Annotated in this window: 12 protein-coding genes and 1 pseudogene; 2 read left to right on the forward strand and 11 right to left on the reverse strand. The window is 67.5% G+C overall.

Annotated elements, in window-relative coordinates; all coding sequences use genetic code 11:
* Positions 1-380 precede the first annotated feature (380 nt).
* From D6860_RS16970 to D6860_RS17020, 11 genes and pseudogenes are all read right to left on the reverse strand, one after another.
* A complete protein-coding gene (locus D6860_RS16970; protein WP_179949501.1) occupies positions 381-1,742 on the reverse strand; it encodes a polysaccharide biosynthesis/export family protein in 1,362 nt (453 codons plus the stop codon).
* Between the two features lie 174 nt (positions 1,743-1,916).
* Positions 1,917-2,192: a hypothetical protein gene (locus tag D6860_RS16975; RefSeq protein WP_076625885.1), complete on the reverse strand. Its 276-nt coding sequence runs from the start codon at positions 2,190-2,192 to the stop codon at positions 1,917-1,919.
* A gap of 113 nt (positions 2,193-2,305) precedes the next feature.
* On the reverse strand, positions 2,306-2,977 hold the full coding sequence (locus tag D6860_RS16980; protein WP_083697990.1) for a YjbF family lipoprotein: 672 nt from the start codon (positions 2,975-2,977) through the stop codon (positions 2,306-2,308).
* Positions 2,974-5,064, reverse strand: coding sequence for a YjbH domain-containing protein (locus tag D6860_RS16985; protein WP_229743362.1), 2,091 nt, complete (start codon positions 5,062-5,064; stop codon positions 2,974-2,976). The genes D6860_RS16980 and D6860_RS16985 overlap by 4 nt, the downstream gene beginning before the upstream one ends.
* Before the next feature lie 422 nt (positions 5,065-5,486).
* Positions 5,487-9,233 carry a calcium-binding protein gene (locus tag D6860_RS16990; RefSeq protein WP_128549273.1) on the reverse strand — a complete coding sequence of 1,249 codons (3,747 nt, stop codon included), beginning with the start codon at positions 9,231-9,233 and terminating at the stop codon, positions 5,487-5,489.
* Positions 9,234-9,584: 351 nt separating this feature from the next.
* Positions 9,585-10,289 (reverse strand): calcium-binding protein (locus D6860_RS16995; protein ID WP_206512213.1); only part of this gene is annotated, 705 nt, incomplete at its 5' end.
* 1 nt (position 10,290) lies between these two features.
* Positions 10,291-12,774 (reverse strand): annotated as a pseudogene (locus D6860_RS26045) (calcium-binding protein); the annotation flags it as partial.
* A gap of 131 nt (positions 12,775-12,905) precedes the next feature.
* Complete coding sequence (locus tag D6860_RS17005) at positions 12,906-13,634, reverse strand: SDR family oxidoreductase (protein WP_076625880.1); 729 nt, start codon at positions 13,632-13,634, stop codon at positions 12,906-12,908.
* On the reverse strand, positions 13,631-14,944 hold the full coding sequence (locus D6860_RS17010; protein WP_076625879.1) for an FAD-binding oxidoreductase: 1,314 nt from the start codon (positions 14,942-14,944) through the stop codon (positions 13,631-13,633). The genes D6860_RS17005 and D6860_RS17010 overlap by 4 nt, the downstream gene beginning before the upstream one ends.
* Entirely contained in the window at positions 14,941-15,330 is a 390-nt protein-coding gene (locus tag D6860_RS17015) for a GtrA family protein (RefSeq protein ID WP_017470133.1), read from the reverse strand. The genes D6860_RS17010 and D6860_RS17015 overlap by 4 nt, the downstream gene beginning before the upstream one ends.
* 5 nt (positions 15,331-15,335) lie before the next feature.
* Positions 15,336-16,811, reverse strand: coding sequence for a UbiA family prenyltransferase (locus D6860_RS17020; RefSeq protein WP_229743382.1), 1,476 nt, complete (start codon positions 16,809-16,811; stop codon positions 15,336-15,338).
* A gap of 381 nt (positions 16,812-17,192) precedes the next feature.
* Between D6860_RS17020 and D6860_RS17025 the strand changes: the two genes are divergently transcribed.
* Complete coding sequence (locus D6860_RS17025) at positions 17,193-18,209, forward strand: NAD-dependent epimerase/dehydratase family protein (protein WP_076625877.1); 1,017 nt, start codon at positions 17,193-17,195, stop codon at positions 18,207-18,209.
* Between the two features lie 240 nt (positions 18,210-18,449).
* On the forward strand, positions 18,450-21,631 hold a 3,182-nt coding region (locus D6860_RS17030), incomplete at its 3' end, for a M10 family metallopeptidase C-terminal domain-containing protein (protein ID WP_128549276.1).

Raw genomic sequence — 21,631 nt, forward strand, 5'->3', positions numbered from 1 at the left:
TCCCTGCCTCTATCATGATCTGAGGCAGGATCTAACTCTTGCTTTGCTCTACAGGCAAAATCTTTACTCAGACACCCAAGATTTTGTGCAATGACACCACTCTCGTCAGCATTGAACCGTGCTGTACCCATTTCATGATTATAAAACCTTAATCGGGTAACTAGCGAGAAGCTACGTAGAGGACGTTAGTATAGCGCGAAATTTCGTTTTGTTGATTCCGACATTCACGCAACTTGGGTGTATCAGCTAAACTGAACGAAACAATTCCAACTGCACTCTATCCTTGAGGCACGATTATAGTTGGCGCACTATCATTCACAATCGTCTTGACTGTTAACTAAATACAGTCTCTTCAGTTTAGTTTCCAGTTAACCGTCCGCCTAGCGAGAGGCAGCATTTGCTGCAGAGGTGATCAGAGATGGCGTAATCTGACTAATTACCCGTCCCCATTTCGTAACAGGCTGCTCGGCTACGAATATCACGTCGTTCGGACGCAGCTCAAACCGTGTCGAAAGCAGAAAGTTTGTCGCATTGCGACCATCCAATTGCCAAGCGGTCAGCGCACCGAACTCTCGCGGATCGGGCGAACTGCGTAGAACGTATATCTCACTCACGTTGCCCGTCTCGGTGGGAACACCGCCATTAGAATACAGCGCGTCAGCCAACGTTGCTGACTGACCGAATGGTAATGGGTAGCGGGTCTGATTATCTACCTCCCCAGTAAGATAGACGTAGTCTCGCTCCACAGAGTTTAGTTCGAGGCGTGTCATGTAGTTTTCGCGAGCCTCGGTCAGAGTACGATTACGAATGTTTACTTCGGCCTGCAGCTCATCTAGCGCAGCGATTCGAGCGTTTTGCTTGAATTCTGCAAGGCGAATTTGCTCTTCGAAGTAGGCTCGAGCAAGATCGAGTTCATAGGAGGTGTCAACGAAAACCGCATCCCCGTCGATCAGCTGGATCTTTTCCAAGCGACTGTTCGAGTAGAGATCGCGCAATGGAATCTGGTAAAGGCTGCCATTGCGGTAGATTCGCACCGAGGCGTAATCGAGATCCTCCGCTGTGATCCCGCCTGCCGCGGCCAGCGCCGCGTCGAGATAGAGCGGCGTCAGCGTGATCGGCGCAACGGTCGGCTGTCCCACTGCCCCGCCGATCGACACCTTCTTCGAGTTGAACTCGGCCACCTCGAGGCTGAAGGTCGGATCGATCTGGTTCTCGACCAGACGCTGAAAAAGACGGTTCTCGGCTTCCTCGAGCGTTAAGCCCAAGACCTGCACCCGTCCAACGTTGGGAATCGCGATGGCCCCGTCGTCCTGCACCGTGTAGCCCTGCCGGGCGTTTGATGCCGCCAGCAGCCCGGTCAACTGCTCGACGGTGTTGCCCGTCTGCGGGGTGGCGAGCAGCAGCACGTCACCCACGCCGATGGAATAGGGCGTTTCCGGCACCGCCGGTGGCACCCGGGTCTGAAGCGTCCCCGGCTTGTTCTGGAAATCCACCACCGGCTCGGGAACAGCGCCTGTCCCGCGCGGGGTGCCACCGACGCCGGCCGTGGCAAAGAAGACCTCCGGCAGCTGCTTGGGCACATAGCTGGAGCGGTTCGCCACCATCACGCTTTCCGGCGTGATCTCGAGCACCCGCACCTTCGCACCACTGTCGAGCAGCGGATTCACTTTCGGCGATTGATAGGCGATACCGCACCCGCCCAACATCAGAAGTGCGATCGCAACGAGGCGACGCTTGGCCATTCCGCTCATGTCCTGTCCCTGCAATGTGGTCCCGCGTGCCTGTCACGCTTTCGGCCCAGTCTAGAAAAAACCACCGTGGCTGACCATGCGGGCGGCCACGAAAAAAGCGAACCCGCGGGGGTTCGCCTGATTTCATTACGACCTGTGGCAGATATGACGACCCCGCGCAGATCTTTAGCGATTGCCGAGAAGCGCCGTGCTGCTTGTAGTCGAAGTGCCGCCGCCACTGTTTCCTCCGGAGGCGATGACTCCGACCGCCCCGACCGTGCCACCAATGACAACGAGCGTGGTTGCAAGGGTTGTGCCGGTGGTTCCGCCGAGGGCCGCGACGATACCGCCCTGCTGGGTCGAGATGGTCGGGTTCTTGCTCTTGACGTCCTGCGCGTTCGCAGCGGGAACTATGGCGAAAAGGCTGGCCGCAGCAAGCCCGAGGATGGTCTTCGTGGTCATGTCTTTTCTCCTAGAAATTAAGCCCATTCGTATCAGGTCGAATCTTTTTCTGCAAAGGCGAAATGACGTGGCGACAGGAAAGTTCCGCGCCGACGGCGCAAAGCGATCCTTTTTTAATCACGCAACCTCTCGTAGTTCAGATACCCGATGGATTCGCCCGCCCATTGCACCGACCGAATGATCCGTCCCGAGCCCGACAGCCAGTAGCGATTCTCGAACACCCGGTCGACGCCAGTGCAGGTTTCGTCGACCCTGCGGGCCTGCACCTGTGCCAAGTAGGCGGTGACGGCCTCGGTCCCCGGTCGCCGGAGGTAATCGCAGACGTAGCTTTCGGCGACCGTATGGTTCTCGCCGTCGAGCCGGCGGTGAATCCGCACAGCTTGGGCCCGACGCCCGGCCAGCGCGGCGTGGACCTCCGCGAGATCGGCGCTCATCAGGTCGCCCCCCAGCCCGCGGGTGCCCGACAGGACACCGCGCTGCAGCAGCACGAACTCGTTGGCCACCGACAGCCAGGTGACGGTGTCGGCGTTGCGCGCCTCCTCGAAGAACAGCGCCTGGACGTTGTCGCGCTCCGGAAGCGTCACGAGGACCGTCGGTCGCCCGACCTCGGCCAGCATCGCCGGCGTGAGCCCGGCGCGCAGGTCCGTGGGCTGCGCCTGCTGCGCGGCGTTCTGGCTGCGCGCGGCCTGGATCGCCTGCCATGCCTGCGCGAACTCGTTGCGGGGCCCGCAGCCGGCCAGCAGGAGCGCACCGGCCGCCAGGAGAATGGTGGAAAGTGCCTTCATCGCCAGAACCGTCCCCACTCGCCCTGAAGCTCGGGCTGCTGGTAGTCGCGCACCTGCTCGTAGAGCCGGCTACCGATCTCGAGCCGCGCGCCACCGTCGCGCTGGACCGGGCGGATCGTCCGCGAGACCGAGATGTCCGACCGCTGGCCGGTGATCGCCGACAGCGGGATGTTGAACCGGATGCCCTTGTCGAAAGAGCCCTCGCCGAAGTCGTCGAAGGAAACGTCGGTGAAGGTCGCGAAGGCGCCGATGCTGATGCCGTTGTCGAATTCGCGGTCGACGCCGAAGGTCGCGCCCCAGTCGCCGGCCAGGTAGCGTCCGGCATCGACCTGATAGAGGAAGTCGTTGCTACCCTCGAGATAGGCCGAGGCGTGCCCGGTGACGATGTCGTAATCCCGGAAGCCGAAGCCCTGGGCATACTCGCGCTGCTGCGCGTAGTTCACCTCGAGCCCCAGCCCGAGCCGGCTGTCCACGGGCTTCCACAGCAGTTCGCCGGAGACGCCGCCGTACATCGGCTCGAAGTAACCCGCGGAGATCCGGCCGAACAGGTTCTCACCGGGGCGGAAGTATTTGGTGGCCGTCAGGGTGTTGACCGTCAGGTCCGCGGCCTCGGCATAGAGCGCCCCGTCCGTGCGCACGTGCGGCAGCGTCGAGTTGGAGGACGGCAGGCCGCTGATGTTCTCCGACAACTGCTGGCGCAGGTTGCCTTCGAAGACCAGCCCCGGCAGCGGCTCGTAGCTGGCGTTCAGCTGCACGCCGAAGGACAGGCGCACCGGGCTCTCGGGGTCGAAATAGGCCGCCGTCAGGTAGGGGCCGAAGGACCAGTCGACCTTCGGAAAGGCCGTCTCGGGCACGACGCCCGCAACGGGCGTGGCCGCCGCGTCCTCGATCCGCGCCCGCGCGAAGCTCTTCCAGGCGCCGTCGGGCGCGTGCTCGAGGTCCTCGAGATCGGAGCGGTTCACCGTCACCGTGGTGACCGGCAGGCCGGTCCCGGTGACCAGGGTGATCTCGAACCGTTCGACCGAGGCCGGCATGATCTGCGTCATGATCCGCGCGATGCGGCCCACGGCCTGCGCCGGGTAGGTCTGGGTGCCGGTGCGGACCGCCACCCGGGCGGTGCGGGCGTCTGCGCCGAACCGCTCGAGCGTCATCCCGTCGGTGGCGAGGAAGCTCTCCATGTCGCCCCGCAGGATCGTCTCGGCGTCGGCCTGCCGAGTCCAGCCGAGGTCGGCGGCGCTGCCCGGTGCGCGCACCGCGACCGGCCGGGGCGCCCGGTCGAGCCCGCCCGGATAGCTGTTGGGGGTCTTGGGATTGAAGGTGTAGCTGAGGTTCACCGCCACCGTCGAGCCGTAGAGATAGGCCGCGCTCACGTCGAAGTTGTCACGCACGCGGTAGCTGAGCCCGAGGTTGACCGGCGCGTTGTGTTCGAAGCCCATCCGCGCGGCTTCCTCCTCATAGGCGTCCGAGGAGTATTCCGCCGACAGCACAAACCTGTCGTTGACCGCGTATTGCAGACCGCCGAAGAATGCCGCATCGCCACGAAACCACTGGTCGGTGTCGACCCGGCCGGTCTGCTCGATACCGGTCTCGCCCTCGGGGCGGGTCTTGAACCCGTCGGCCAGGATGCCCAGCGGGTTGGTGAAGCCGTTGTAGCTGCCGAACCGCCCCCAGCCGATGCCGCCGGTTGCGCGCAGCCGGCCGAAGGTCTTGGTGGCGACGACGTATTCGCCCGAGTAGATGCCGGTGCCGCCGAAGTCCTGCAGGCCCACCGTGACCGCCGGAGTGTAATACCCCTCCTCGGCAAGCTGGTAACGCAGGTCGAAGCTGCGGTCGTAGTAGGGATCCTGCACCGAGAAGTCGCGCAGTTCGACATAGCGGAACACGCCCGAAAGCCGTGGCGTGATCTGGAAATGCAGCGTGCCGCGGCGGGTGTTCTGGAACCCACCCAGCGTCAGGCTCAGGTCCGCGTCGGGCATCTGGTGGGCGGTGGGCATGTCGAGAAGACCCGGCACCCCCATGAAGTTGAGCGTGGGCCGCGTCCAGACCGCCTCCTGCGGGGTCGCGGGCTGCGTGCCGACGCCCAGCAACAGGGCTGCCGCCAGACAAGGCGCAGCCCTCCGCGATCGACCTCTCGGCACTGACATTCCTGAACTCCACCGCTCGGTGCCTGTTCCGCCGGAGGAGACATGACCCGCCCCCGCCTGCCGGCGCACCCTGTTCCCGCCAACGTTGCCGGCATACTCACGGGCTCGCGCGAAGAGTTCAAACGCTTCCCCCCGAAACCGTGGATTCCGTCCCGGTCACGTGGCGCGAATCCCACAATGCCCAATCCCTGACCAGCCACGGCGGCAACCTTTGCCGGCGCCGGCGGACGATGTCAGAGACGGGCGCAGGGTACACGGCCCTCCTGACGGAACCGCTCGCTGCCTCCGCGCCGCCCTCCGACATGCGAAGGGCCCGCCGTGGTGGCGGGCCCCTGCTCGTTGTGTTGCGCCGGCGTTCGGCCGTGTCAGCTGAAGATGAAGTCAGCCGAGGAGAAGTCGCCGGCGGAGGCGCCGAAGACGGTGATGGTGTGGCCGTCCACGTCGATCTCGGCGGTGCTGCCGACCGTGGTGATCGTCAGGTCGCCGAAGGCGTAGCCGCCGGCGATCTCGATCAGGTCGGTGCCGTCGGCGAAATCCGCGATCGTGTCGTTCTCGCCCGCGTTGATCTCGGAGAACAGGAACACGTCCGCCCCGCCGCCGCCGTAGAGACGGTCCCAGCCGCGGCCGCCGTCGAGCGTGTCGTTGCCCGACTGCCCGTAGAGCCAGTCGCCGGTCTGGCCGCCGTCCAGCACGTCGTCGCCCGACCCGCCGTAGAGCGTGTCCGACCCGGCGCCGCCGTAGACGCTGTCCTGGCCGTCGCCGCCCGACAGGCTGTCGGCCCCGTCGGCGCCGCTCAGGTAGTCGTCGCCGGCATCGCCGTAGCCGGTGTCGTTGCCGTCCTCGCCGAGCAGGTAGTCGTCGTGGTCGCCACCGTACATCAGGTCGTTGCCGGTGCCGCCCGCCACGGTGTCGTAGCCGGCCGAGCCGTCGAGCGTGTCGTCGCCTGAGCCGCCGTAGACGCTGTCCGACCCACCGCCGGCATAGAGGCTGTCGTTGCCCGACTGGCCGGCCATGTAGTCGTGCCCGGTGCCGCCGATGACCTCGTCGTTGCCGTTGCCGCCGTAGAGCCGGTCGGCGCCGTCGCCACCGTTGAGGTAGTCGTCGCCATCGTCGCCGTAGCCGGTGTCGTTGCCGTCCTCGCCGAGCAGGTAGTCGTCGTTGGCGCCGCCGTACATCAGGTCGTTGCCGGTGCCGCCCGCCACTGTGTCGTAGCCGGCCGAGCCGTCGAGCGTGTCGTTGCCCGAGCCGCCGTAGACCGAATCCGACCCGCCGCCGGCATAGAGGCTGTCGTCGCCCGACTGGCCGGCCATGTAGTCGTGCCCGGTGCCGCCGATGACCTCGTCGTTGCCGGAACCGCCGAGGATGCTGTCGGCACCGTCGTAGCCGTTCAGCGTGTCCGCGCCGGAGCCGCCATCGAGCGTGTCGTTGCCGAACTCGCCGCCAAGGCTGTCGTTGCCGTCGCCGCCGAGCATCGAGTCGTCGCCGTCCTCGCCGAAGATCTCGTCATCGCCTGAAAGGCCGAGCAGCGTATCGTTGCCGTCGCCGCCGAGCAGCGTGTCACTGCCGTCGCGGCCGAGGATCGAGTCGGCGCCCGCGTTGCCCGCGAGCAGGTCGTCGCCGGTGCCGCCGTCGATGTAGTCGTCGCCGCCACCACCGTAGGCGGTGTCGTTGTTGCCGCCGCCGGCGATGTAGTCGTTGCCCGACTGCCCGGCGAGGAAGTCGTTGCCGATCCCGCCGCCGATGGTGTCGGCATCGTCGCCGCCGTAGAGGCTGTCGTTGCCGTCATCGCCGAAGAGCGTGTCGGAGCCCGAGTCGCCGTAGACGGTATCGTTGCCGAGCCCGGCCGCGATCGAGTCCGCGCCCGCTTCGCCCTCGAGGATGTTGTCGCCGCCGTCGCCGGTGATCGTGTCGGCGAGCTGCGTGCCGATGACGTTCTCGAAGTTCAGCAGGTCTGACAGGCCACTGAAGACCACGTATTCGTGGGTGCCGGCGGCAAGGTCGAGATACATGCCGCTGCCGGTGATGGCGCTGGCGTCGAAGGTGTCGGTGTCCGCACCGCCGTCCGCATCGCCGGCGTAGTAGCCGTCGATCATGGCGATGGTGTCGTTGCCGCTGCCGCCGTCGGCGAGACCGCTGCCGGACACGCCGATGGCTTCGATGAAGTCGTCGCCCGCCTCGCCCAGGAGCGTATCGCCGGCATCGCTGTCGGCGCGCAGCGTGTCGTTGCCGGCGCCGCCCTGCAGCAGGTTGTTCACACCGTTGCCGATCAGCTCGTCGTTGCCCGCGCCGCCGATGGCGTTCTCGATCGAGATCAGATCCTCGGTGATCGCGCCGAAGGTGGCGGTGCCGCCGAAGAGGTCGATCACCCCGCCGATGCCGTTGCCGCTGTAATCCGCGGTGTCGGTGCCGGAGCCGCCGTTGAGCGTGTCGGTGCCCGAGCCGCCGATCAGCGTGTCATCGTCGGCGCCGCCATTGAGGGAGTCGTTGCCCGCCCCGCCGTCGAGGATGTCGTTGCCGGCATCGCCCTCGAGCAGGTCATTGCCGCCGCGCCCGTCGATGATGTCGTCACCGCCGTCGCCCGAGAGCGTGTCGGAGGCGCTGGACAGGCCGAGGATCGTGTCGGCGTTGGTGGTGCCGCGCAGCTGCTCGAAGTCGACCATGCTCTCGGTGCTGAAGCCGTTGGTGGCGGTGCCGGCCTCGAGGTCGAAGGTCCCGTTGCTTACGCCGCTGCCGGACCAGTCGATCAGGTCGATGCCGTTGCCGCCGTCATGCAGGTCGGAGTTGATCGGAGAGGACACGCGCAGCGTGTCGTCGCCTTCGCCACCGAAGTAGTTGCGGATGGCGCCGCTCTCGGTGATGTCGTCGTTGCCGTCCCAGCCGTGCACGTCGCCGCGACCGTTGGAGACGGTGAAGGTGTCGTCGCCCACGGTGCCGACCCAGTAGTCGTTCTCATCGCCGTTGAGCGGCATGTCGCCCTCGGTGGCGTTGTCGCGGGTGTCGATGATCTGGGTGTAGATCTGGCCGCCCAGCGTGTAGCTGATCGCGACGCGGCCGTCGGCGAGCAGGGTGGCGCTCGGCTGGTTGGCGTTGGCGGCGTTGCTGATCACGAAATTCGAGCCGACCTGGGAGCCGCTGCTGTCGTAGCGCTGAACGATCAGCTGGTTGAGCGTATCCTCGTCGTAGATGATCAGGAAGCCGCCGTCGGCGAGCGCCACCAGCTCGGGTTCGTTGGCGTTGTTCGTACCGAACGTTGCGGAGAGGACCCCGGTCGTGCTGCTGCCGGTGGAATCGAAGACCTGGAAGATGATGTCGTCATCGAAGCCATCCTGGTTGCGCCAGGCGATGACGTAGCCGCCGCCGGCCAGCGCGGTGACCGTCGGGTCGATATCGCCGTCGCCGTCGGAATTGGTGCCGCCCACGTAACTTGCGCCCAGCACGTTGGAGCCGTCGGGAGCAAGGATGCGCATCTCGATGTGCGTCTCGCCGAGCCCGGCATCAAAGACCGAGGCCGCGATCACGTAGTTGCCATTGCTCAGCACGTCGACGTCGAGATAGAAGATGTTCTCTTCGGAGGTGATGACATCGAAGGCGGCGGCGTCAAAGGTCTCGGTGTCGGAGTTCCAGATCCGGCCCCTCAGGACGCTCTCGCCCGACGCGTCGGTCTCCTGCCAGAGCACGAGCGTCGAGGTGCTGCTCGACGACGCCACCTCGGGAATGAAGCCGTTGGGATTGGCACCTCCACTCGACCCATCGAAGAAGGCATAGGAGCTGGTCTCCTGCACCCCGTTCGCATCGAACTGGCGCAGGCGGATGTCGTCGAAGCTTCCGGTGTCGTCTTCATGGACGAGCACGAAGCCGCCGTCGGGCAGCGCGTCGATCGCCGGGAAGTCCTCGTCGTTGGAGGTGTTCGCGAGGTAGAGCTCACCCGAGACCTCTGCGCCGAAGGGGTCGTAGATGCGGCCCCAGACATCGTAGTTGGTGCCGTTGTAGGCGGTCCAGACGACGAGGATGTTGCCGTTGGTGAGCTGGATGATCTGGGAGTCGGTGTCGGTGCCGGCGCTGGTGCTGTTGACCAGCGTTTCACCGCGCCATGTTTCGGGGGTAAGGGGCATGATAATTCTCCTGTTGGTATGGAATTGCGTCGGAAAAAGAGATCCTGAAAATGCCGGATCTGGTAAGAAAGCGTCGATCCTGCTGCCGGGCCGCCTCGGGGTCGCGTCGGAACCGAAAATTGTCCCGACCCGGAAACGGTCATGCAAGGGCAGGTCTTCGGGGTCTCCTCCCTGGTGCAATCAAGTGATAACAATCGTTTTTCTTGCGGGTCCGGGCGATCCGCAGGAGCACTCGCATGGGATATATTAAGTCCGCACCCCTTCTTTTCATAGTAATTATTTACTTACCTTTCCGGCGCCCGCGACAGATCCTGTCGCGGGCGCCGGAGGTCTCGGGGGGCCTCTCGGAGGTCAGAGGAAGGTGAAGTCCGCCGCCGACAGGTCCGCGACCTCGACGCCGTCGATCAGGAAGCTCAGCTCCCCGGTCGAAACCAGCACACCGCTGAAGTCGAGGGTCGGGACATCCATCCCGGTGATCTCGAGCGCGTCGAAGCCGCCCGCATGACCGATCAGCCGGATCATGTCTTCCCCGAGCTCGAAGTCGCGCACCAGCTCGTTGCCCGGGCCGGTGGGGTCGGCAAGGTTGAAGACGAAGACGTCGGCCCCCGCGCCGCCCACGAGCGTGTCGCGCCCCTCGCCGCCGTTGAGGGTGTCGGCGCCATCGCCGCCCACGAGCAGGTCGTCGCCCGCGCCGCCACCGATGAAGTCGTCGCCGTCGTCGCCATGGGCGGTGTCGTTGCCGTCGCCGGCGCCGATGGCATCGTTGCCCGCGCCGCCGCGCAGCAGGTCGTGCGCCGCGCCGCCGCCCATGGCGTCGTCGCCGTCACCGCCCATCACCGTATCGCTGCCGTAGCTGCCGGCCAGCGTGTCGTCGCCGGCGCCGCCCAGCACCGTGTCCGAGCCGTAGCCGCCCGAGGCGGCGTCCTGGTCGTCGCCGGCGTCGATCAGGTCGTTGCCGGTGCCGCCGCCGATCACGTCGTTGCCCGCGCCGCCGAACAGGATGTCGTCGCCGTCGCCGCCGCCGAGACTGTCGTTGCCGAGCCCGCCGTAGCCCACNGCCGCCGCCGAGACTGTCGTTGCCGAGCCCGCCGTAGCCCACGTCGTCGCCCTCGTGCAGCGCGATGTTGTCGTGGTTGTCGCCGCCGTCGATGGTGTCGTTGCCCGCGCGGCCCAGCAGCGAGTCGTTGCCCTGCCCGCCAAAAACCATGTCGTCGCCGAGCCCGCCGTCGAGGAAGTCGTTCGCCGCCATGCCGTCGATCACGTCATGGTCGTCGGTGCCGGTCAGGTTGTCGAAGCCGGCGGTGCCCATGATGGTGGGCAGCGGCGCGATCCGCGGCAGGCTGTCGAGCGTGTAGGTGCCGTCGATGAAGACAAAGCTCTCGATCCCGGCGAGATACTCGATGCCGGTGGCGGTGCGCACCACCACCACGTCGCCGGCGATGGCGATGTCGCCGGCCACCGCCGCCACGTCGAGCACGGCGGTGTCGGTGCCGTCGCCGCCGAAGACCATGTCGCTGCCGCTGCCGCCCTCGAGCGTGTCGTTGTTCAGCCCGCCCATCAGCGTGTCGTCACCGGAATCGCCGTACATCACGTCGCTGCCGTAGTTCGCCCCGGCGACCACCGCGCCGCCGATGATGATGTCGTCGCCGGCGCCGCCGTGCACGGTGTTCATCGCGCCGCCCGGCTCGATCCAGTCGTCGCCCGCATCGCCCCAGAGCACATCGACCCCGAGCCCGCCGAGGATCGTGTCGTTCCCCGCCCCGCCGTGGATGGTATCCCTGCCGAAATGGCCGGTGAGACGGTTGTCGGCGTCGTCGCCGAAGATCTCGACCTGGGTGTCGTAGAGCGTGAACGTGGTGTCCGGCGCCACCAGGACGTTGTCGAATCCGGTGAGGAGATCGGAGGTGCCGGCGGTCTCGTCGGTGGCGGTGCCGGCGGCAAGATCGACGGTGTAGACGCCGTAGTCCTCGATCAGCAGCAGGTAGGTGTCGGAGCCGATGCCGCCGTGCAGCACGTCACCCGAGGCGGTGCCCGCGAGCGTGTCGTTGCCGCCGTTGCCGTTCAGCGTGTCGGTGCCCTCGCCGCCGAACAGCCAGTCGTTGCCGCCGTTGCCCGAGAGGCTGTCATCGCCCGTGCCGCCGAGGATCGTGTCGGCGCCCCCCGCCCCGAGCACGCTGTCGTCACCGGCGCCCGCGTCGTAGCGGTCGTTGCCGCCGAGCAGGTTGACGGCGTTGTCGATGTACCAGCCGATCATGTCGTCGTCGCCCTGGGTCGGGGCCTCGGGCGCGCCGCCGGCGATCACCACGCCGCGGATCGCGCTCTGGTAGGCGAATGGCACGTTGGTGTCGTCGGTGAAGCTGAGGAAGACCGTGCCGTCGTCGAGCTCGGTCAGGCTGACGCTCATCTGGTCGTCCTCGATGTTCTGGTTGACGATCTCGCGGCTGGTCACGACCTGGCCGGTCTCGGGATCGAAGATCGAGACGGTGATCTCGGTGCCGGTAAAGACCGGCTGTCCCGAGGTCGTGCTGACATAGGCGAGCACAACCTGCCCGTCGCCGGTGAAGGCGAAGTCGAAGAGCTGGAGATGGTTGCTGGAGATGTCGAAGAGCGGCATCTCGATCATGTCGCCGGGGGTACCGTCGGCGGCATAGCTGGTCAGCCAGGCGCTGCCGCCGGCCAGGTGGACCGAGGCGAACCCGTCGTTCCAGGCCCGCACCGCGATGCTGAAGTTCGGACCCTGGATGTTGGGCATGGCATCGCCCACCTGCACCGGCGCGCCGACCACGGCGCCGGTGGTCCCGTCGATCACCTGCACCCAGAGCGTGCGCTCGTAGGTCAGCCGGTCCTCGGAGACGAAGGCCTGGCCGATGTTGCCGTCGCTCAGCAGCACCGAGCCCGCGGGCTCGTCCTCGTTGAGGTCGGGATTGATCTCGATCGTCTCGCCCACAGCGGTGCCGGCGGCGTCGAAGAGCTGGCCGAAGAGCTCGTCGTCGGCGGTACCGGTATCGTCGATCCACGACAGGTAGAAGCCGTCCGCGGTGGCGGTGAGCCCGAAGCTGTCGACCTCGCCCTCGAACAGCGTCAGCAGGTCGCCGCGCGGGCTGCCGTCGGCGTTGTAGACCTGCGCGTTGAGCGCCTCGTCATTGTCGTTCCAGGCCACCAGGAAGCCGCCGTCGGCAAGCGCGATCACGTCGCTCGTGCGGAGGGTGCCCCAGGTGAAGCCGCTCGTCTGCTCGGCGACCGTGGTGAGCGTGCCGCTGGCGGGATCGTAGATGCGGATGAGCAGGTCGAGGTTGGTATGGTCGTAGATCACCACGATGCGCCCGTCGGCAAGCTGCGCGGTGTGGGCGTCCTCGGCGAATTCGCCGAGAAAGCCTTCGCTCAGCAGGATCTCGTCGCTGGCGACGGCCTGCGCCGCGGGGGCGCCACCATGCGCGGTGTCGATCTGCGTGGACAGGGCGGACTCGGAGGTCAGGTCATGTGAATGCATGAAAAATGGGCCTTTTGTTCGGAAATGTCGTGCCGGGGCACAAATGCGCATCAAAATGAAAACCGCGCCGTTAGGCAACGGTTTTATGCCCGGCTAGACGATGGGCCCGGGGATTGGTGGGGGCAGACGGGGAAACACCCACGGGATGCGGCCCTACCGGCGCAGCGCACCGGCGGCGCGGCTCAGAGCGAGGTCTTCTTGAACAGCGGCTCGGGCAGGGCGCGGATGATCGCCATGACGAGCCGCCAGACCGGCTTTACGTAGACCACGTCGCGCCGGCCGGTGACCGCGCGCCAGAGCGCCTCGGCGACCTCCTCGGGGGTGGCGGTGAGCCGGGGCGGCAGGTCCATGCCCTCGGTCATGCGGGTGGCGACGAAGCCGGGCAGCACGGTGATCACCCGCACGCCCTTGCGGTCGAGCCGGTTGCGCAGCCCCGACAGGAAGGCGGTGAAGCCGGCCTTGGCGGCGCCGTAGACGTAGTTCGAGGCCCGCCCGCGCTCGCCCGCGACCGAGCTGATGCCGACGAGCGTGCCGTGGCCGCGCGCCTCGAAGGCTTCGGCGAAGGCGGCGAGCGTCAGCGCCGGGCCCTCGAAGTTGCTGCGCAGCACCCGGGCGGCGGCCTCCGGATCGCGCTGGCTGTCCTCCTGCGTGCCCATGAGCCCCACCGCGCAGACCACGATCCCGGGCTGCGGATCGAGCGCTTCGGCGAAGCCCGCCGCGTCGAGCGCGTCGTAGTCGTGCAGCGTCACCGCGACCCCGTGGCGCAGCGCCATGTCGGCACGGTCGCGCTCGAGCGTGTCGGAGGCGCGGGCGGCCAGCTGCACCGGGTGGCCTTCCGCTGCGAAACGGTGGGCGATGGCACGGCCGATGTCGGAGCGTGCGCCGAGGATCAGGACGGGAGCCTTGGTCATAAAGACAGCCTTTCGGACTGGAAGGAGGCGAAGGCCGGGGCGAGACCCTGCGCGCGGCGCATCGCGGCGAAGCCCTCGGTCCGGGGGTCGGTGGCGCGCAGCGTGTCGGCCCGCAGCCGGGCGTCCTTGGCGAGGTAGAACCGCCCGCCATGGGCGGCGACGATGGGGTCTAGCCGGTCGAGCAGCCGCAGCACCGCGTCCGACACGGGGAAGTCGAGCGCCAGCGTGTAGCCCTCCATCGGGAAGGAGACCGGGCTGTCCTGCGCGCCGAAGCGTTTCAGCACCGCGAGGAACGAGCCGTGACCGGCGGCCGAGATCTCCTTGAGCAGGCGGCGGATGCCGGCCTCGGAGCGCGCCAGCGGCAGCACGCACTGGAACTGCACCAGCCCCTTGCGGCCGTAGATCCGGTTCCAGTGCAGCACCGCGTCGAGCGGGTAGAAGTAGCTGTCCCAGTCGACCAGCGACGTGCCCGCCCGGCGCTGCCCGGCGCGGTAGTAGAGCCCGTTGAAGGCGCGCACGCTGTAGCGGTTGAGCGCCCGGCCCGGCGCGTCGAAGGGCACCGACCTGCGGCGTTTCGCGGGGGTCTCAAAGGGCGCGGCGCGGCGGCGCGCGTCGAGCTCGGCAAGCCCCGCGTGCTCGCCCAGCATCACCAGCGAGCGCCCGAGCGCCGGCCCGGTGGCAAGACAGTCGATCCAGGCCACCGAGTAGGTGGCGCCGGCGTTCTGCTCGAAGAGCGCCATGGCGTGGGCAAGATCCGGCGCCGGATGCGTGGTCTGGCGGATCCAGGCGGTCTCGACCGGGCGCAGGCGCAGGCCCGCGCGCAGGATCACCCCAGTGAGCCCCATGCCGCCCACGGTCCAGTGGAACAGCTCGGCGTTCTCGGTCGGCGAGCAGCGCTGCAGCGCGCCATCGGGGCCGATCAGCTCGATCCACGCGAGATGGTCGCGCAGGCTGCCCTCGGCGTGGTGGTTCTTGCCGTGCACGTCGGCGGCGATCATGCCGCCCAGCGTGACGAACTTGGTGCCGGGGGTGACGACGGGAAACCAGCCGCGCGGCAGGAAGGTGGCGATCACGTCGGCCAGCAGCACCCCGGCCTCGGCCACCAGCAGGCCGTTCTCGAAGGAGATCATCCGGTCGAAGGCCCGCATGTCGAGCGTCCGCGCGCCCACCGCGCTGTCGCCGTAGGCCCGGCCGTTGCCGCGCGCGATGAGCGGCCCTGCGGCCAGCGCCGGGGCAATCGCGGCCTCGTCGCGCGGACAGAGCCGCGTGGTCTCCTGCACGGGAAAGCGGCCCCAGCCCGAAAGCTTCATGCCGGGGCCCCGCGCGGGGCGAAGACGAAGCGCCGGTCGAGCAGGTATTTCACCACGTAGCCGACGCCCAGCCCCAGCACCGCGCCGAGCTCGCGCATGGCATGCGAGCCGGTGGCGAGCCAGAAGGCGGTCTCGGTGCCCCAGAAGATCGCGGTCGTGACCACGCCCATCAGCGTGTAGAGCGTGAACTTGCGGCCATGGGCGGCGGCGCCGGTCTCGCGGTCGGCGAAGATCCAGCGCTTGTCGAGCAGGTATTTCAGCACGAGCCCGGCCAGCGTGCCGGCGGCCACTGCCGCGACGAAGCCGCCGTCGAGCGCCAGCACGCCGCGCTGCACCCCGAGGTTCAGCAGCGTCGCGAGCGCGGCGAAGCCGGCGTAGAGCAGCATGAGCCTCACAGCGTGCCCCCGATCACCAGCAGCAGGACCGCCAGCAGGCAGAGCTGGCTTGTCCGGTCGGTGGCGGCGAAGACCACCGGGTCGTCGTGCATCTCGCCGCGATGGGTGAGCAGCGCCACCCGGGTGATCCAGTAGAGCAGCACCAGGCAGATGCCCCAGAGCAGGTCCGGGCGGGGGTAGAGCTCGGCCACGTCGGGGCTGCTGACATAAAGCGCCATGACCAGCACCGAGACGTAGCCCGCCGCCACCGCCGCCTGCGCGATGAACGGCAGGTCGGTGGCGACATAGCCGCGGCCGCGGCTCTTCAGCGTCCGGCGCTGCGCCATGTCGACCAGTTCGGCCTGGCGCTTGATCGCGGCGAGCGAGAAGAACAGGAAGATCGAGAAAGCCAGCAGCCAGACCGACAGCGGCACCCCGGTCGCCGCGCCCCCGGCCACGATGCGGATGGTGTAGAGCCCCGCCAGCACGCAGATGTCGAGCACGATCCGCCGCTTCAGCGCCAGCGAGTAGAGCGTCGTCATGACGTAGTAGAGCACCATCACCCCGAAGAAGACCGGCCCCAGCAGGACCGACAGCAGGGTGCCGGCGGCCAGCAGCCCCGCGGTCATCGCCGCGCCGTGGGCGATGGGGATGCGCCCCGCGGCGAAGGGGCGTTCGCGCTTGCGCGGGTGGTGGCGGTCGGCCTGCAGGTCGAGCAGGTCGTTGAGCACGTAGACGCTCGAGGCGATGGCCGAGAAGGCGAGGAAGGCCAGCAGCGCCTGCAGCAGCGTCGCCATGGCGAACTGGTGTCCGGCGAGCAGCGGCAGGAAGACGAGCAGGTTCTTCAGCCACTGGTGCGGTCGCAGCGCCCGCAGGTAGTCGCGCGGGCCGGCGGCGGCGCCCGCGAGGTGCTCGGCGGCGATGCCGCGCTGCGCCAGCTCGGCCCGCACCCCGGCGGAGGCGTTGGCGGTGATCGCCGCCCCGGCCTCCTGCCAGACCGCGAGGTCGGCGCGCGAGTCGCCGATGTAGGTAAAGCCCGCGCCGAAACGCTCCCGCAGGAAGCGCGCCTTCTCGGGGCCCTTGAGGTTGGTCTGGCCGTCCGAGCCGTGGATCTCGTCGAAACAGCCGAGATGCGCGCCGACCTGCCGCGCCAGCCGCTCGTCGGAGGCGGTGACCAGCGCGGTGCGCCCACCGGCGGCGCGCCAGCGCGCGATCCGGTCGAGCACCGCCCGGTCGTAGGGCAGCGTCTCGACCTCGAGCGAGGTGCGCTCGGTCAGGTGGCGCTTCAGCGCAGCGCGGCCGTCGCGCAGCGCCAGCGCCACCCCGGCGGGGCTGCGCCAGTCATGGCCGAGCACCTCCCAGAAGCTTTCCCACAGCAGGTCCGAGCGCAGCAGCGTGCCGTCGAGATCGACCACCAGAACGTCAGCGCCCGGCGGAGCCTGCACGGCGGCGGCGCTGTCCTGCTGCAGCGGCGATGTGACACAATCTTCCAAGGGACCAACCGGAACGACCACGAACGATACCCGATGTTGTATCCGACGCCCGGAGCCCTCCAAAGAGCTTTCACCGGGCGCGGGCGGCGATCGCGCGGCATCCCTGCGGAAATGTCACCCACTATGGCCATTCCATGGCGAACATGGGTGTTTCGCCACCTTTCGGCCATATTTCACGGGCCAAGGCGCCCGTTCCATGGGCAGCAGCGCCGGCCCGCCGTTTCCGGAGCGGGGGCAATGCCGTGCAGGTCGCGGACATTGTTCCGTATGCTCTTCGCCGCCGGTCACCGGAACGCGTTCAAACTTCCGTCTCCAGCGGTTATATCGATCCTCTCGGGCGCGGATCGCGCGGAGGTCCGGGAAGGACAACAGGAGACCACCATGAGCAGAACCGTCCTGATCACGGGATCCGCCGGCTTCATCGGCTACCACCTGGCGCGGGCGCTGCTCGACCGGGGCGACCGGGTAATCGGCCTCGATGCGCTCACTGACTACTACGACGTGTCGCTGAAGACCGACCGCCACGCCATGCTGACGCCGGATCCGAATTTCACCGAGGTGATCGGCCGGATCGAGACACCGGGGCTGTTGCGCGATCTGTTCGAGACGCACCGGCCCGACGCGGTGGTGCATCTCGCCGCCCAGGCCGGGGTGCGCTATTCGATCGACAACCCGCGGTCGTATCTCGAGACCAACATCATCGGCACCTTCGAGCTGCTCGAGGCCGCCCGCGCGTATCCGCCGCGGCACATGCTGCTGGCCTCGACCTCCTCGGCCTACGGCGCCAACACCGAGATGCCCTACCGCGAGACCGACCGCGCCGACCACCAGATGTCGTTCTATGCCGCGAGCAAGAAGTCGACCGAGAGCATGGCGCACAGCTACGCGCATCTCTTCGACCTGCCGGTCACCATGTTCCGCTTCTTCACCGTCTACGGGCCTTGGGGCCGGCCGGACATGGCGCTGTTCAAGTTCACCCGCGCGATCCTCGAGGGGCGGCCGATCGACGTCTACAACCACGGCGACATGAAGCGCGACTTCACCTATGTCGACGATCTCGTCGAGGCGATCCGCCTGCTGATCGACGCGGTGCCCGAGCGGCCCGCCGACGGCGTGGTGCCCGAGGGCGACAGCCTGTCGCCGGTGGCGCCGCACCGGGTGGTCAACATCGGCAATTCCGACGCCGTGCAGCTCACCGACTTCATCGCCGCGATCGAGGCCGCCACCGGGCGCGAGGCGCAGCGCAACCTGATGCCGATGCAGCCCGGCGACGTGCCGGCCACCTGGGCCGACGCGAGCCTGCTGCACCGGCTCACCGGCTATCGCCCGAAGACCGCCGTGCCCGAGGGCGTGACGCGCTTCGTGGACTGGTATCGCGACCACTACGCCACGCGCTGAGGCGCGCCCGTCGTCGGGCAGCGCGGCCCCATGGTGAATTTTCTTTGGTGAACGGCGGTCTGCTGTTAACCTTTTCTTGATGATTTCGAGAAAACGGGAGGCCACGGTCTCCCGTCGCCATATTTCACCGCCCCGCTCCGTGCCCCACTGAAAGGCAAGGCGCGGTCCGGGGCATTGCATTGACAGCCACCCGGATTGCACGGGGGTCTGCCGTCCATTGATTTACGCAAGGGAAAGAAGATGCTTGATAACAAGTCTTTCGCACACGCATTGCCCACAGACCCCGAGGCCATCGCCGCCCCCGAAGACGGGATCTCCGAGCGGGCCGTGGTGATCGAGACCACCGACGTTGCCGCCGACGACAGCACCACCGCGACCATGGCGGTGGGCGACACCTACGTCGGCGACCTCGAGGTGGTGGGCGACCGCGACTGGATCGCGGTGACCCTCACCGCCGGCGACGACTACCGCGTCACCATGCGCGGCGCCTTCTCCGGCATCGGCTCGCTCGGCGATCCGCTGGTCAACATCTACGATTCCAGCGGCACGCTGATCGCGACGAACGACGACCTGATCGCCGCGCAGCTGACGGAATCCCTGCTCGATTTCACCGCGACCTACAGCGGCACCTACTACATCGAGGCCGCCGCCTCGGGCGACGCCTCCGCCGGCACCTACCAGGTCGAGCTGACCACGATCATCCCCGAGACCACCGACGCGCCATTCAGCACCGGCACCCCCTACACGATGGCGGCCGGAGACATCTTCGCCGGGAACATCGAGGCCGTGGGCGACCGGGATATCATCAGCCTGACGGTGGAAGCCGGGCACACCTACCTGATCTACATGGGCGGTCAGGGCTCCTCGAGCGGCACGCTGCTGCCGCCCTCGCTCATCCTCTACGATTCCGCCGGCACCTTCATCGAGTCCAACAACTGGAGCGGCGACTACTACGATTCCTATCTCGTGTTCACCGCCCCCACGACCGGCAACGTGCTGATCGGCGCGAACGGCTACAACAACGCCTACGCCGGCACCTACGAGCTGACCGTCGAGGAGATCCCGGTCGAGACCACCGACATCCCCGGCGACGACACCACCACCGTGGCCATTGCGCCGGGCGACATCCTCGCCGGCGAGATCTCGGTGGCCGGCGACGAGGACTGGTACAGCTTCAGCGGCACCGCCGGTCAGGCGGTGATGTTCGAACTGCTCGGCGACACCAGCCTCGACGGCAGCACCCTCACGATCTACGATTCCGAGGGCGGGATCGTCGGCCAGAACTTCTACACCAACGAGACCTACGACGACGCCGCGCTCGGCTTCGCGGTGGCCACGACCGGCACCTATTACATCGCCGTCTCCGACGGGGCCGGCACCACCGGCGGCTACACGCTGAGCGCCACGACCTACCTGCCCGACGCGTTCGAGGCGACGCCGCAGGAGCTGGCCGACTACCTGACCGACGGCTACTGGGAGGACACCGGCCGCACGCGGCACAGCTTCGACACCACCTCGAGCAACCAGATCACCGTCAACATCACCGCGCTGACCGCCGACGGCCAGCAGCTCGCCCGCTGGGCCTTCGAGGCCTGGGAGATGGTCGCCGACGTCGAGTTCGTCGAGGTGGCCGGCACCGCCGACATCACCTTCGACGACATCTACTCCGGCGCCTATGCCAGCTACAACGCCACCGGCACCACCACGACCGATGCCTTCGTCAACATCTCGACCGACTGGCTCGCCACCTACGGCACCACGCTCGACAGCTATTCCTTCAACACCTACGTGCACGAGATCGGCCACGCGCTGGGGCTCGGCCACCAGAGCAACTACAACGGCAGCGCCCGCTACGGCGTCGACGAGGACTTCCTCAACGACAGCTGGCTGATGTCGATCATGTCCTACTTCTCGGCCTACGAGAACACCTACGTCATCGGCGACGGACGCTACCCCGACAACTTCCTCGGCGGGGCGATGATGGCCGACATCCTGGCGATCCAGGAGCTCTACGGCGCGCCCGGCGCCTCGGGCGAGACCGCGGGCGACACCACCTGGGGCGAGGGCAGCAGCTTCACCAACTACCTCGGCACGATCTTCGACGTGGTCTTCGACGGCGGCACCTCGGCGGATCACAGCGGGCTGGGGCTGACCTTCACCATCTACGACAGCGACGGCACCGACCTGCTGAACCTCGCGGCCTCGCCCTCGAGCCAGCTCATCGACCTCACCCCCGAGAGCTTCTCGAGCATCAACGGCGGCCGCAACAACATGGCCATCGCCTCGGGCACGATCATCGAGAACGTGACCACCGGCGGCGGCAACGACACGATCACAGGCAACGACGCCGCGAACACGATCCTGACCGGTGCCGGCGCCGACAGCGTGCTGGCGGGGGACGGCAACGACAGCGTGTTCGGCGGCAATGGGACGGACGTCCTCATGGGCGAGGACGGCGACGACACGCTCGAGGGCGCCGGCGGCGACGACACGCTCCTGGGCGGCGAGGGCAACGACTCGCTCGTGGGCGGGATCGGGGTCGATAGCCTCGATGGCGGTGCCGGCAACGACACGCTGTCGGGCGGGCCCGAGAGCGGCGAGACGCTGCTGGGCGGGGCTGGCGACGACCTGATCGAAGTGCAGAACACGCACGGCAGCGGGTTTGCCGACGGAGGCGCCGGCAACGACACCTTCGTCGCCGTCAGCGACTATTTCGCCGGCGACATCGACGGCGGCGACGGCATCGACACCTTCGACCTCAGCGACGAGACCGGCAGCGGCATGGACGTCGACCTTGCCGCCGGCACCCACGAGGATCTCGTCTACGGCGGGCTGTCGGATCTGCTGAACGTCGAGAACGTCATCGGCACGCAACAGGGCGACGAGATCACCGGCAGCGCCGCGGCCAACGATCTCGACGGCCAGGCCGGCGACGACCTGATCGAGGGCGGGCTCGGCTCCGACACGCTGTTCGGCGACGCGGGCAACGACAGCCTCTACGGTGGCGACGATGCCGACACCATGGGCGGCGGGATCGGCAACGACTTCCTCGCCGGGCAGTCCGGCGACGACTACATCGCCGGCGGCGGCGACAACGACACCGCCTACGGCGGCAACGGCAGCGACTACATCGACGGCGGCACCGGTGACGACCTGCTCGCCGGCAACGCGGGCGCCGACTCCATCCTCGGTCGCGACGGCTCCGACACGCTGCTCGGCGGCACCGAGAACGACACGCTCTACGGCAACGAGGGCAACGACGACCTGTCCGGCGAGGACGGCGACGACTCCCTTCTCGGCGGCCTCGGGGACGACACGATCTCGGGCGACGATGGCGACGACCGGATCTTCGGCGAGGGCGGCAACGACGAGGTCGACGCGGGGACGGGGCATGACTACGTGGCCGGCCAGTCGGGCGACGA

The sequence above is a fragment of the Salipiger sp. D13 genome (assembly GCF_003703915.1).
GTDB lineage: Bacteria > Pseudomonadota > Alphaproteobacteria > Rhodobacterales > Rhodobacteraceae > Salipiger > Salipiger profundus.